We start from the raw sequence: 14,681 nt of genomic DNA, 5'->3' as shown, positions 1-14,681 counted from the left end.
ACATATCGGCAAACTAAGGCGGATGCCAGCGTAGCTGTTAAAATAGCCCTTTTTAGCTGACAAGGATGCTATCCATGAACCGATCAGACCTAGTAAAAAAGTTAAGCGCAAGACAACCGCACTTGACAATCGATGCTATCGAACTTAGCGTGGGGTGCATGTTAAGGTCCCTCACCGAAGCGGTCATGCAAGGTGAGCGCATTGAAATCAGGGGCTTTGGCAGTTTCACGCGGCACCTACGGCCACCGCGTCTGAGCCGGAACCCCAAAACGGGAGAGCCTGTGGAATTGCCAGCGAGGCCGGTGATCCGTTTCAAACCGGGCAAGGAGTTGAGGTTGCGCGTCAATAACGCCAGCGTTAATGCCTGATCCGAATTAAGCGGGTTCCAGCGAACCGTTGATAAGGCAATACCGTTGCGCCAAATGGCGGCAACATGACACCGAACCCAAAAGGACAATGATGGACGACAGTAAAATAGGCCAGCACATTTCACGGCAGTTCAATACGGAACTCGAAGACCTGCGCAATAAGGTATTGGTGATGGGGGGATTGGTCGAACAACAATTGGTGTTGGCCATCCAGGCGATCACCACCAATGAGGTGGAAGTCGCCGAACGTGTCATCAGGCAGGATAGCCAGATCAATGCCATGGAGGTGGAAATTGATAGGGAATGCACCCAGATCATCGCCTTAAGGCAACCCACCGCATTTGATTTACGGCTGTTGCTGACGATCATCAAGATTATCAGCGAACTGGAAATCGCGGGCGACCATGCGGCACGGATAGCCAAAATGGCCATCAAATTGTCCTACACGGAAGCCGGGCATGACCAATACCACGAATTGATGCACATGGCCGACGTGGTCAAGGCGATGCTGCATGGGGCGTTGGATGCGTTTGCCCGAATGTCCATAGATGGCATCACGGTGATTACCGGCATGGACGAAAAAGTCGACCAGGAATATGCCAGCATAGTCAGGCAAGTGATTACCCATATGATGGAAGACCCGCGCAACATCACCCGGACGTTACATGTCCTCTGGGCGGTCAGGGCATTGGAGCGGATAGGCGACCATGCCTGTTACCTGTGTGAACACCTGATATTTATGGTCAAAGGCGAAGCGGTCAGGCATTTGAGCCAACAGGAGCTGGAAGAAAAATTAAACACCTAAACACGTAGCCCATTATTGTGCAGACCTCTTACCAAATAGGCCACTTTCAGGTTTAGTGGCTTTTGGGAGGGTTAGGCACAAAACCTCATAGGCCGCCGTATCCCTGTCTTGAACGGGTTTTGTCGCAAATAGTTACAGAGCCGTACAACAATGGGACGGACACCTCCCACCTATCGGTCCGTTAACGACTCAAACTTGTCTCTTGCAACTGTTATTGGAACGACCGATTTGCATCCTAGCCGACTGTTGATTAGGATAAAAAGTAGCTGTATTTCATATAACATGAAGAAAGATACGATTAGCGAATTGATAATACTCGACTAATTCTATTGCCTAGCCTGCGTTAATTAGCGATTTTTTTACAATCGAAAAACAGACGAAATTCAGCTTTATATCTTTCACCTCAAGAATGCATTATTTAGGAAATTAATTTGTTCGAACTAGGGATCAAAGCCAATCAATGTCTGCAGCACTATCAGGCCGTTTTCTCATATCAACGGGAGCTAACCAACGATATTGAGGCCATGGATGAATGTATACACCAATTTTTAGATCAGCGACCAGCTACAAAAGGGCTATCGGGGTTTGATCGTGCGTCCGGTTTAGCCGCTGCTCCTTTTTGGCGAGAAGCACACATTGTCAAGGCGTCAACACTATCCACCTTGGCATTAAGCCGTATTTTGGGTCATGAAGGCGCTATTTCTATTGATTTGTTAGAACATCTCGCCCAGTTCGCTCCCGATAATCTTAGATGGGCGATCCGCTATTCCAAACTTTTTACACGAATCGAGTCTTTGACTTGGAATTCTCTGAGACAAAGGCTGGAAGGCGATGAATGGCGCATCTTTGTTGGAGTGTGTGATCGCCTGCTGGCTCAACTTGAGCCGTTCGACCAAATAATCCATTCTGCTGAAAATCAGCTTGCCCATCTTTCATTGATTGAAACCCTTTCTTATCTGAGTGTAATTGCTTATGAGCAACTAATACCGGGTGCTCCTACAAATTCAGAAGCAAATGAATGGCGTGTCTATAGCCGTATCATTTCCAACAAACTAAAAAGCTGCAATCAAAGTGATTTTAATCTCAATGAAGCTCGTCTTGGTCAGGCATTAAAGAGACATCTTTCGCCAATTATTTTTCCTTCGCCAGCAATTACTGATGAATGTCGAAACAATCTTGAAGCCATTGCAGTTCTGATTGCCGCAACGAAAGAGCGGATGGATTATGAGGATTCGATTGACTGGTTTTGCTTTGACCCTGAGTGTCGCTATCAGCTCAAACCAGGAAAGTCGGTCATTTATAACGAGACAGAGAACGGTCACCTAGCCTGGCAGCGTACCGAAAGTAAATTCCAGGCACTATGGAACTACTGGATGAATCGGGGAATGATTGAATTCATTGAACGTGGAATGGAGGATATTCAGATAGGCAGCAAAGAAAATCATGAACTGAATGTCCAGGCCTACATTAAAGCCATCAGAAGTGAACTTCATTTGAAAGAAATCTTCGGCTTGGATGATGAAATTGCTCTCCCAGAAGGCCTTAGTGCCAAGCTTTTCCAAGCATTGTTATCGATTGAATTACATTCAGTTTTCTTTCAAAGTGCTTACATTAAACCATTCCAAGATTATTTCGCTAGTTCCGGTATCGTCGCGAAAGCTTTGAGTCGTTTAGCTTTTCGTGGATTGGTCGAGGGAGAAAACCGTTTTCCGATGACGTGGTCTGACGAAGATGCAAAAGTGAAAAGGACTACCGGATGGACAGTTTGCGACAAATATCCTAAGGGCAGCAGTTTAGCTGCGAAAGCAATCCTGAAATTTTGGACAAGCGATCTAAAAGAACTTGCTAATGGCCTTAAAGAACAGCCTAAATTGCCACTTCCAACGCTATACGAGAGACCCTTTTACAAAATCGGACACTACAACTTCCAGTTTCCCTGGGTGGTTGCCCAGCAGAACAATTTAACTGCGGCAGTTAATAACCTGCGGCGGATCGGCGCCCGAAGATCGGGACAAATAAGTGAAACACGGCGAATCGAATGGCGTTTAGCCAATTTGCTGAGAAAATGTGGTTTTGCTGTTGAGGTAGGTTATCAACCTGAACGTTCAAACCAAGAAGATTCTGGAGAAGTCGATCTAATCTGTCATTGCAACGGAGTGATACTTCTGATCGAAGTGAAGTCCGGTTACCTTCGATCAACACGGCACGAGGTCTGGCTACATCAAACCAATACACTTCGTAAGGCTGCAAGGCAACTTAAACGAAAAAAGCCTGCTGTATTAGAGGCTTTAGCAAGTGATGAGCAACTGAGAACAAGATTAGGTTGTAATAACGTAAACACAATAGAGGAATTTCAAGCCTGGATTGTCGATACCTCCATCGAATGTGATCAGCAAAAGATTGACGGCTTTCTTGTTGTATCACTGGAAGCGCTGCAGGTTATACTGCGAGATGAACGTCAACTATTGCTTCCCCTCGATCAGTTGCTAGAAGGGATGAACGATAAGTTGTTCCCAAATGGTTTCTGTCCGAAAAGATTTATCGAAGTTGTTGAAACAGGGGAGATATGGAAAGGGCTGAACTAAACCTTAGAGCCATTTTTTCATCAGGGGATATAAATATTTGCTTATGTTACTTTCACTCCGCCCGAATGTGGATGCTGGATGCCCGCAAACAGCTATAGGTACTCATTCGCAGACTTTAGGCCAACTGTCATTTAATGTCCTCTATGGATAGCTATCCATAGCAGCCAACACCCGACCGTCGGGGTCACTATCCAATTCAATAGTTAAGGCAACCTTTGATCCAATCGACTGTCGTACAACGAAGTATTATTGGAACTACGAATAGGCTAATTCGACTATTTAAAATCAATGGGTTAAGAAAGTAAATATTAATATTGTTCCAATTATAATATGTTTGCTTGCGAAGTAATATTGGAACATTTATAAGGGGGCGGCCAAAATCGTGGGCAAATTCAATTGGACTGCGCAGCCCGCTGAGGTCATTTAGATTTTCTTGTTGGATTGGCTTATCTGGTACCAGCGATTAAATTGATTGCCAAAAACGCCATTTAAAACAGCACAAAGGACTCTTCCCAGTTCCCAACAGGCTTTATAATCGCATAACGTCTCTTTACAGAATTCAGGCAAATTTACCCCCGGTTTTGGCCGCTCCCCGTCGGTTCTGCAAAAAGTACCAATAATACTTCGCAATTTACAAACAAGTTCCAATATTACTTCGCAATGGCCATAAAACAATAAAGAAAGTTTTATGAATCATAATGATATGCCGAGACTAAAATCGGTGAATTTTGGACATGGCGCATCTTTACCATTGGCAACACCATTTTCTGTAAATTGTTCCAATAATACTTACACAAATGTTCCAAAAATACTTCGTTGTACGCTTACAAAGTTTCACTTATTATTTGTCAGGTTCATGATACGTTGTACGATTTACTTGCTATGTTACCTATTTAGCCCTCTTTAACCCGTTAAAATTAAGAGTTACAGAGATGTTCGTTTATGAAACTCAAAATAAGACACTGTTAAAATTCTTGGTACTCAATAGACTGTTTAAATCCCGTGAAACTTTAGAGCCTTTTGTTTATTAGCACCCAAAGTTTTGATCTCAAGACTTGAGTCCACTTTCACGCATTGATTAGGCGTGTGAATTCGTAGCCAGGAATTATACGTTGTATCCAAGAACACCTGCCATCTTGTCAAGCAAGTCAAACACCTTTGGCAGATGTTTGGTATACGTTGCTGTATAGTTCCATGTCACAACTCGTCTATCCATACTTGGCAGATTTTTCTCCTTTATCAGATGGCCGAACTCAGCCCAATAATTCTTCAGCTTAGCCGTATCGAGTCCGCTCGCTAAGCCCGTCTCCGTAGCCACATATCCTTCTTCCTCATAACCAGCCCAAAATCCGCTGCTCAGGTTTCTCAAACAGTGGTCTGCAAAATGGTAAATGTTGTCCTCGCTGACCGACGGATTAAAGCATATATCAAAAAGGTACTGATTCATGTTGACGTTAATACCTCCAGAGTCACCATTACCTGACTCATCGTACAATCCGCAACCTACACCCGAATCTGTGGGCTGATCACCATTGGCAAGTTGATAGAGGACAAAAGTCTTTACAGCTGACCGGGCAGCCAATACTTGATCTGCTAGTTTTTGAACTCCCCCTTCTTCCAGCTTACTGTGCTCTTTCACCCACTTTTCCGAATCTCCGAAGAAAGCAATGTCAGGTGTCTTGTCAACTTCGGCAAGAAAGTTTCGTCTAGGCTTGATATAATTATCTCGAAAAAGCTTGAACACTCTTTGGGAAAGAGGTCGCATACCATTCAATGCAAGCAAGGAGACGGACCCGGTTGTTGGTGCACTCATATCCTCGTGAACGATCAAAGCGGTAGTAACGTTGTATATCTGCCCTTGTCGATCAGCTGAACATCCAAACCTGAACAGCATCAGGTCGTACCAACCAAGTACGCCCCGTTCTTCAGACACCAACCGATGAATGAGTCCTTTACCTGCATAAGCTGCTTCCCCATAAATGCGCTGAGCAATTTCGACTACGTTCTCTCGTGTATTGGGTAGTCTACGTCCATCAGTACGCCCCCAGCCTACACTTTCGAGCAGTAGGATAAGGGAGAAGATCGACTGTTGCCTCAGTCCACGATAATTAGTGCCAAAAAATGAATACCGTGGAAGATACGTGCCAAGTGTATTAATAGCATCTTCGGCGATCATTTGTGTAAAGTCATAGGAGTGATTTACCAGAACACGCCAAAACTGATCATGGGACAACTCACTTTCCCGCAGATCGAAATCTGGACCTTCCAAAATGGAAGCAATCAAAGTACCTTGTTTAACGCGATCGACGGCGTTTTGGTACAGCTTGAACGTCTCTCGCGACTCCGGCTTGGCAAACCTGACAATTAACTTCAGATATTTTTCAAGATTCCGGTGCTGCTCCGAATTGAAGCAGGCACGCGAGCTTAGAACGCTTTCATTTACAGTAACGAACGTATCCTCAATTTCAAGCACTTTCACATCAAAAAGCTGCCGCAACAAAAATTGACTTGTCGGCTCAGGTAATTCTGTCACCACACTTTCGAATTCATCTGCGTTGTTAAATCTCAACTTCCCCGCCTCAAAACTACGATTTACTGAGAACATTCCCGATCGCCCTTCAGTTTCCTCTGTATAGATTTTTCGAAACAGGCCGGGGTAGTTGAGATGTAAAAGTATCAGGTTGATGAGGTCACGCCGATTGAAATCTGTCTTATCTAAGTCTGTCTTTTCGATCTGTAGCAGAATTACAGCATTGACGAAACGCTTGAGTTTGCGCATGTCGCCAATTAGATGGAGGTATTTAGCTGCGCTGTTATCATCCAAAATCGCCGCCATCTCGCTAAGAATTGAGGAAAGCTTGAACATAGTGTCGGAAGGAATAGTTTGGAATCGATGTTCGTTGCCTTTCCAATCCGTCAGCAGGAAGTTTTTGAGCGTCGAACTATCAATAAATAGGCTTAATTTCACCATCACGAACTTCTCAAGGAATTCTCGTGCATTGCTCCCATCGTCCTTCCCCTTTACTAGGTTTTCAGTGTCGTAACACAGGATGTAAGTGGCCTGGGATAGTTTGAATGTCCGCCGGATGGTAAATAGGACATTGTTTACCGTCTTGGCTTCAAGTCGATCTAAGTCGTCTATGACAACGATAACCCGCCTGCGTATGCTTTTCAGAAGGTCGTCAATGTCTTCTAATAGTTCGTCAACTGTCTCGTTCGAAGGCTCAAGCGACAGTCTGACGCCGAGAATTGAGATACCCTTAACCATCCGTGAATACCGAGATGCGGCTGGACGGAACTCAGGAGCATACACCTGCCGTTGAAGGGTTGCCGATAGGTCTCGAATGAAACGCTCCGAAAGGTCGGGGTCAGCGGCGTACCTCAATGGCTCAAAACGAAAGACGATTACTGAATTGACTCCTGCCTGCCTCCAATGCTGCTCCGCAAGATTGACGAAACTGGTCTTGCCTATGCCCCACGGCCCATCAATGCCAAACACAAGACCCGAGTGGACTCCACTAGCCATTACTGTCTCAGCGAAATCCTTAGCCAACCCTTTGTTTCGCAAGATGTCTTCTTCATCGGTCTCTATTTCGTCGTCTCCAAGGAAGTAGAACTGAGGCTCTGGCTGTCTCATTCGAGACAAACAAGTTATACATATCGGCGATAGTAGTACTAAAAGTAAGACAACCAATATCGTAGAAACCCACCAAGGGTTCATTCCATTGAGGAGTTCGTGAACTTTCAATAGCCAAGATGACGTCAAATAGTTTGACCAAATTCCAATTAGCGCGAAAGCGAACAAATCGAAGCGAAGACTGCGTCCAATGCGAACGACAAAAGAACACGCATCACGCATAATTGCGTAAGCTAGGCAGACAATTAGGCAAACGGCAATCCCGGCTGCTTGAAATACCCAATCAACATCAGCTAGGAGAGGGACGAATTTTTCCCCTGCAAAGTAGGTAACTCGGAATACACCGGCTGAGATGAACCAGATTGCAAATACCCGCGCGAACAGGAGCAATTCGGGCATTTTCATTGTCTGGTGCGTTTCTGGCATCTATCTGCTCCTACTTTAAATTAGCCGAGTTCGTATTGTATTTCATATTGTCGTCAATTTAGAGAGACCTTATTGGTCTAATAATTATTAGAGTTAATCGAAGGTTGATCTTACCCAACTCAGAATATTCATTTCTGTAACAGAAATGACCATTTTGGGCTTTAAACCAGACAATCAAGCTAAATTAGCTAACTTCTACTTAGGTTCGTTACCGACCGCCCACTCCCCAAAATTCCCAAGGTCGCTTTTGTCTGGTCATAATTAAATTATAACCAACGATGGGCAAGGGCAGGACAGAAGAGTAGGCATTCTGTTCAACTGGGTGGGCGTATACGAAAAGTGTCCAATCATTGGACACTTTAGTTGTAAAACAGCTTGCAATATTTGCCACTTATCAGCGTCACATTTTCCAGTTATTTTCGACTACTTGCTTTTAAAAACAATGGGATAAAAAATTCTTCTGGTAACTTTTGATGCTCTTTTCTTGCTAAAACTGGCAAATTTCCCACGCTATTTTACAGTTCTATCTTCATAGTAAGTCTACCAACTGCATAACCCCAATTATCCTTGACCAAATTTTTAAAGTAGGATGTTGCTATAATCATAAATGTACTACGCTTACTTTTCAGTATCGGTAAAAGTGTTTAATTATGCAAAGCTTTTATATGAACATTGATGTCTCGCAAAAGGAAATATAAACATGTGGAACGATATAGAAACTACGCAAGATTTATTGAATTTTAAAGTTGTTGCAGATACAGCAGCTCAAATGATCAAAGATGGGAATGGTCAACCTGTATCTATTGGAGTTTCCGGTAGTTGGGGGGTAGGTAAATCTTCATTGGTTAAAATGATTGGTGAATCAATTAAAAATATCGATGGTGAAAAAAATTACATTTTTATCGAGTTTAACGCATGGTTATATCAAGGATACGATGATGCTCGAATGGCTCTTTTACAGAAAGTCGCCGATAAAATTATGGAAGAGGCTGAGTCTAAGAAAGATTATGTTGAAAAAGCGAAGGAATTTATTAAGCGCATAAGCTGGTTAAGAACGGCGAAGTTTATAGCTCCTGTAGTCTCTGGTGTAATTACCGGAGGGGCGATAGCTGGACCAGTAGGTTCATTTATCGGTGCTGTAAGCGGATTATTCAGTCAGAGTAGTATGCCGAGTCGGGAAGAAATTTCTAATATTAAAGAGTCCTATATTCAGATTGCACCTGAACTGAAAAAACTCCTTGATGAAAAAGAAGAAAAATCTATTCCTAAAGAAATTGCTGCACTTAGAGAACTATTTCAGGAATTATTGGAGAAACTTGGGTTAACCTTGATTATCCTTGTCGATGACTTAGACCGTTGCCTACCTAATACAGCGATTTCAACACTTGAGGCAATGAGATTGTTACTGTTTATTCCTCAAACAGCATTTATCATTGCTGCGGATGAACAAATGATCCGCAATGCCGTGAGGGCGCATTTTGGCAATATTGATCTTAGTGATGAACTGGTAACGAGTTATTTTGACAAACTTATTCAAATTCCATTAAGAGTTCCGAGGCTAGGTACCAATGAAGTTAAAGGTTATCTAATTCTGCTTTTGGCCGATTTGGCTCAGCGTCGTGGAATTATCACCCAAGAAGAAAAACAACAAGGCCATGATGCAATTGGTACTGCTATAAAAAAATCATGGTCAGGTGGTCTTACAAAAAAAGTTATTGAAAATGCCTATGGTAATGCGGCAACAAAACTTGCTATACAGATTGATTTAGCAGATCAATTAGCTAACATTATGGCGACATCTGATCATATTGCTGGCAATCCAAGGCTTATCAAAAGATTCTTAAATAACTTAATCATTCGTGAATCTGTTGCCAAAGCTCAAGGTATGAGTGTGTCCTTCGAAGAACTGGTTAAGCTGCAACTTTTTGAACGCTGTGCATCAGCAGCAGCATTTGAATTTCTCGTTAAAAGAGTTAGTGAAACTGAAGATGGCAAGCCAATGTTTTTACAGGATTTGGAAAACAAAATCGCAAAAGATGAAGAGCTAACGTTTGAACATGAATCATGGAAAACTCCATTTATCATGGACTGGTTAAAATTGAATCCACCGCTGGCAAGTATTGACTTACGTCCTCTGCTTTATCTAAGCAGAGATAAAGCAGTTTCTCTCGCTAGCTTTGATGAGCTTTCCCCTGAAGGAAGGGAATTATTAACAGCTCTTTGCACTGCACAAGGCATATTAAATCCATTAATTGCCAAAGTTAAGCTTATTGACATGACTGAGTCAGACAAAATTCTAACACGAATGAAGCGTAGAGCCAGAAATCAACAGTGGGAATCCTCTGCCATTATTCAAGCATTACATTTGCCTAAAGCATTTCCCGAGCTGGCCGCATCGTTTATTTCTATGCTTGACGAAATTCCAGCAGCCAAAAGACCAGCACCACTAATTCCACAAATAAGAAATGAAGCATGGGCAAAGGAACTTTTGAGTCGTTGGGAAAACGACAGTAATTCCCCGTCACCGGTTAAAAGAGCTATAAGCTCAGCAAAATGTAATACTTAATGGGTACTTCATCATCAAGCTCAGGCCCAAAATCGGGTGTTTCTTTTGACCCACCTTGGCTTAATTCAGTTGCATCTGAGTTAGGTTCCCCATTAGAAAAAATCAGTGGGGAACAATCCAGTCAAAATCCACGACAAATTGAATCTGTAAACCTACCATTAGGCATTGCTCCCCCAGGACGTTTTGGAAGCGCGAGACGCTATTTAGGAAATTATGCCGAAACAGGTGATAAAAGTTCATTGCGGAAAGCATTAGGCAGCTATTCCCGAAAAGGAATGGGCGGTGCATCAAATGTTGCTGGCAGAATGAAGGCATCAACTTCGGCTGGCGCAGGTCTTTTTAATTTTCTTCAAGGTATTCGGAATAGTTCTGATACGAAAGTTAGAGATTGGGTCAACCAACTTTCTGCAAAAAATCTCTCTGCATACGAAATAGCTGATGAGATCATAAATCAGATAATTTCTATCGGTGGAAGCCAGGAAGAAGAATCCTGTAAAGATTCAATGAATCAGGCTATTTCTGAGCTTCTGACTATCCAGCCAGATATTGATTTGTTAGCTATGGATAATGATAGTATTTGGACAGTTATGGAGCTATTTATAGCTAATGAAGCATTTAACAGGCTCAATTTTGATATTGGCCAATTGTTTGAAAGTGCAAAATATTCATCGCGCGAAGTAGTTTCTCGAATGAATGATATGAAGGAATATCTTAAATCTGAAATTTCAGCTCAAATACAGGAATTAAGAAAGGACATATCCAACCCATCTACAAATGAACTCAATAAACTGCTGCAATCCGCGCTAACCAGAACTTTTGAGATTTTTGAGGACGATCAATGAGAAAAGTTATTTGTGCTCCAAAACATCTCATTCCTCAACAACTTGAGGTTAATACAAAATATTTTTCTGCATATTTAAACTCAGGTCTGGAAAATGTAGGGTACTTTGCTCCTGATTTGAAAAAAAAGGTTGAACAAGCAGGGCTTTGTCCTTCTATTGCTGTTTGGGATTTCACTACTATTGCACTTTCAGTAGCAGCCGTAGATATTTCTTTAAATAGGGCAAACAGCGTTGATGGCTGGACTAGGCAGATTGATTTGACTATTCATCTTTATGAGCCATCTGTTTGGGGTTCTGTAAAAAAAGACCTTGAAAATACTCTGAGGTTTTTAACCGGAGATTTTTGGGAGCTGACCTTTCTTGACGGTGGTATTGATCCGCCTCGTGCAAAACAAATCAAGCAGTACGATGGTGATTGTGTTTCCTTATTATCGGGTGGTGTAGATAGTTTGGTAGGGGCTATTGACCTAGTTGCTGATAAGCACAACCCTTTATTTGTTTCTCAAGTTGTGGGAGATGATGCGAAAACTCAAAGAAAATATGTTCAACGAATTAAATCAGGAGACACTCATTTTCAATGGAGCCATAAGATACATCGACCCAAGGGGGAATCGGAGAAATCAACACGAGGCCGATCAATAATTTTTTTTGCATTTGCAGCGTTAGCTGCTTCTGCTATTACAAGATCAGATGATAATCCTGTTCCTATTTATGTTCCTGAAAATGGTTTTATCAGCTTAAACATACCTCTAAATTCCGGTCGCATGGGAAGTTTCAGCACAAAAACAACACATCCAGTTTATTTAGCAGGCATACAAAAAATTTGGTGTGCCCTCGGAATGAATATGGAACTGATTGCACCATATCAGTTTAAGACAAAAGGAGAATTACTGTCTGAATGTAAAGACCAGAAACTTTTAAAAGAATTAATCGCTGATTCAACCAGTTGTGGAAAATACTTATCAAATGGTCATCTGCATTGTGGGCGTTGTGTACCTTGCGTGGTGAGAAGAGCAGCATTCCTTAAAGCTGGTATCACTGACAATACGGTTAAAGGATATAGATTTGCTAACTTAAATTATGCAGGGCTTACTCGTGGACCTAATGATGTCGGAGCAATGGTGATCGCATGTCTTAGAATTAAGCAATTTGGCATCCAGTCTTTCATTTCTGGAAACCTTTCATTTGCTCCACATAGTGATCGAAAAAATTATGAAGGAGTTGTTTTAAAAGGATTTGATGAAATAGAAAGCTTACTAAAAGAAAACAAAGTGTTATGATCGATTTGCATACACATCTCGATCTTTATCCCAATGCTTTGGAAATTATCTCTAGAGTAAACAGTGAAAATGACTTTACCCTTGCTGTTACCACTAGTCCCCGTGCATGGCTCGCCACCAAAAAAGTCTTTTCTGGGTATGAAAATATTCAAGTAGCACTTGGGCTACATCCAGAAATTGTTGCGGAAAAATTTAATGAATTAGACCTTCTTCTGGCCTCAATCTCTCAAACTAATTTTATTGGAGAAATTGGTTTGGATGGTTCATCCAGATATGCTAAATCTTTCACACAACAAGAATTAATTTTTGATATTGCTATAAGAGAATGCCAAAAAGCAGGTGGTCGCCTTATCAGCATTCATTCTAGAGCAGCAGCTTCTAAGGTTCTTTCAATATTAAAAAAATATCCTAATTGTGGGCAGCCTGTACTTCATTGGTTTTCTGGATCAATTACAGAATTGAAAGAGGCTATTGAAATGAAGTGTTTTTTTAGTATTAATCCTATAATGGTAAAAAGCAATAATGGGAAAAATTTAATATCAAAAATTCCAAGAAATCTAGTATTGCCTGAGTCTGATGGGCCATTTACCATGCTAAATGGAAAACCAATTATGCCTTGGGAAGCAATTAATGTTTGCTCTGATTTAAGTCAAATTTGGAATATACCTATATCTGATACAGAAGATAAATTAAAAAACAATTTTAAATATCTAGGCTTTATATAATTTTTTAATACATTCGTGACCCAATATTAATTCAGTATATGTGGGCTACTTAACAGCTTAACATTGCGTTCAACTAGGGTTGGCCGTACTTAGCCATTTTGAAAATTAGTGGAAAAAACAGTGTTTGGTCTTTACTTGTTTTCCAAACGGCCAGCCTATTAACTTAACGTTAGCCAGTTGAATGACAGCTCATTAATTCCCTGCCGACATTGAGCGAAAACTTTAAATGTCGCTTATGGGTCGTTACCGACCGCCCACTCCCCAAAATTCCCAATGCCGCTTTTGTCTGGTCATAATTAAATTATAACCAACGATGGGCAAGGGCAGGACAGAGGAGCGGGCATTCTGTTCAACTGGGTGGGCGTATACGAAAAGTGTCCAATCATTGGACACTTTTGTTGATTGGCGTTTTATGGGGTTACCCATGTCATGGGAATGAAACCTGTGCTCAGCTTTGCAATGAGGATGGCGCCGTTTGCCAGAAATGAAACGCCGCATTGGTTTAGAGAATCCGAACACCACAAGCCAACCACTGATCCACTGTTTGCCGATTCATAAATAGCATTCTTTCATCACCCAAGGGTTGGTTTGTGCAGCTTTAGTGTTTAGCGGCAGTGATTCGATACCGTCCAACGTGAATGTCTCCGCACGGCTAATGGCAGGCGCAAACCGCGTCGGCAATAGCGACTCCAGCTTCAGCTTACCGTTTTGGGCGAGGATGCGCCTATCGCCGAACCAGATTTTTGTGACATCGGTCTTCTGGCGGATGCCGCGGCCAATGGCCTGGCGGAGCTTGCGCCGGGTGTGGATAACCGACATGCCGTAAACCGTTGCCCTAACGGTTTCTGCGGAAAAACCACGCTTGAACATGGATTCTGCCAGCAATGCCTCAATAGCGCTATCTGGCGGGGAAAAAGGGATTCGGGTGACCACCACATTTTTGACCAGCCCTGGCAGGTTGATACCTTCCCAACACACTGGCGACAACAATACCGCACCTTCCGTTTGCTTAAAGCGCAGTATCAGCCCATTGAGGGAGTCAGTTTCAGTCTGTTGGATCAAGGTTGCCAAATCCGGGTGATGTTTCCTGATGTGATCGGCAATCATTTCCGTGTCGCGGTAAGACAGGGTCAAGGCGAGGACACGCCCGCCCGATCCGGCGGCTTTGACAATCATGGCCGACACATAATGAATCCAAAGCGGATCGCTTGAAAAAGCATCGTCGCCCAAGGGCAGGGTAGGGGTTGGGGCGTTGTCATCCGGCAACACCAATGACAACGTGCCAAAATCGTCCGGCTCAAAAATGCGCGTAACCAAATGATGCCGCTTTGAACGGAACAAGCCTAAGGTGTTGGCCACCGCCTTCAATGAGGATTCATTGCCGTCGGACAGGGTCGCGGAAGTGAGCAGGGCCGCAGACAAATTGGCATTGCCGCCGTCGTCCTCC

Annotated in this window: 9 protein-coding genes; 7 read left to right on the top strand and 2 right to left on the bottom strand. The window is 42.7% G+C overall.

Annotated elements, in window-relative coordinates:
* Nucleotides 1–74 precede the first annotated feature (74 nt).
* The 3 genes from ACYQ1O_RS16130 to ACYQ1O_RS16120 all read left to right on the top strand — a co-directional run bounded on the left by ACYQ1O_RS16130 (nt 75) and on the right by ACYQ1O_RS16120 (nt 3,758).
* Complete coding sequence (locus ACYQ1O_RS16130; protein WP_459993216.1) at nt 75–368, top strand: HU family DNA-binding protein; 294 nt, start codon at nt 75–77, stop codon at nt 366–368.
* A gap of 91 nt (nt 369–459) precedes the next feature.
* Complete coding sequence (phoU, locus tag ACYQ1O_RS16125) at nt 460–1,173, top strand: phosphate signaling complex protein PhoU (RefSeq protein WP_459993416.1); 714 nt, start codon at nt 460–462, stop codon at nt 1,171–1,173.
* 431 nt (nt 1,174–1,604) lie between these two features.
* A complete protein-coding gene (locus ACYQ1O_RS16120; RefSeq protein WP_459993215.1) occupies nt 1,605–3,758 on the top strand; it encodes a hypothetical protein in 2,154 nt (717 codons plus the stop codon).
* Between the two features lie 1,105 nt (nt 3,759–4,863).
* On the opposite strand, the gene ACYQ1O_RS16115 is transcribed toward ACYQ1O_RS16120, so the two are convergent.
* Complete coding sequence (locus ACYQ1O_RS16115; RefSeq protein ID WP_459993213.1) at nt 4,864–7,821, bottom strand: KAP family NTPase; 2,958 nt, start codon at nt 7,819–7,821, stop codon at nt 4,864–4,866.
* Nucleotides 7,822–8,521: 700 nt separating this feature from the next.
* Between ACYQ1O_RS16115 and ACYQ1O_RS16110 the strand changes: the two genes are divergently transcribed.
* The 4 genes from ACYQ1O_RS16110 to qatD are packed head-to-tail and all read left to right on the top strand — an operon-like array spanning nt 8,522 to nt 13,234.
* Entirely contained in the window at nt 8,522–10,387 is a 1,866-nt protein-coding gene (locus ACYQ1O_RS16110) for a KAP family P-loop NTPase fold protein (RefSeq protein WP_459993212.1), read from the top strand.
* Complete coding sequence (gene qatB / locus ACYQ1O_RS16105; protein ID WP_459993210.1) at nt 10,387–11,229, top strand: Qat anti-phage system associated protein QatB; 843 nt, start codon at nt 10,387–10,389, stop codon at nt 11,227–11,229. Before ACYQ1O_RS16110 ends, qatB begins: the two co-directional genes overlap by 1 nt.
* Nucleotides 11,226–12,509 (top strand): Qat anti-phage system QueC-like protein QatC, encoded by a 1,284-nt coding sequence (gene qatC / locus ACYQ1O_RS16100; protein WP_459993209.1) that lies wholly within the window; start codon nt 11,226–11,228, stop codon nt 12,507–12,509. Before qatB ends, qatC begins: the two co-directional genes overlap by 4 nt.
* Nucleotides 12,506–13,234 carry a Qat anti-phage system TatD family nuclease QatD gene (gene qatD, locus ACYQ1O_RS16095; RefSeq protein WP_459993208.1) on the top strand — a complete coding sequence of 243 codons (729 nt, stop codon included), beginning with the start codon at nt 12,506–12,508 and terminating at the stop codon, nt 13,232–13,234. The genes qatC and qatD overlap by 4 nt, the downstream gene beginning before the upstream one ends.
* A 552-nt stretch (nt 13,235–13,786) precedes the next feature.
* Here the strand turns inward: qatD and ACYQ1O_RS16090 are convergent.
* On the bottom strand, nt 13,787–14,681 hold an 895-nt coding region (locus ACYQ1O_RS16090; protein ID WP_459993206.1), incomplete at its 5' end, for a helicase C-terminal domain-containing protein.

The sequence above is a fragment of the Methylosoma difficile genome, from assembly GCF_054657615.1.
Note: the sequence above shows the minus strand (reverse complement) of the source record. Positions and strands in the feature narration are given on the sequence as shown.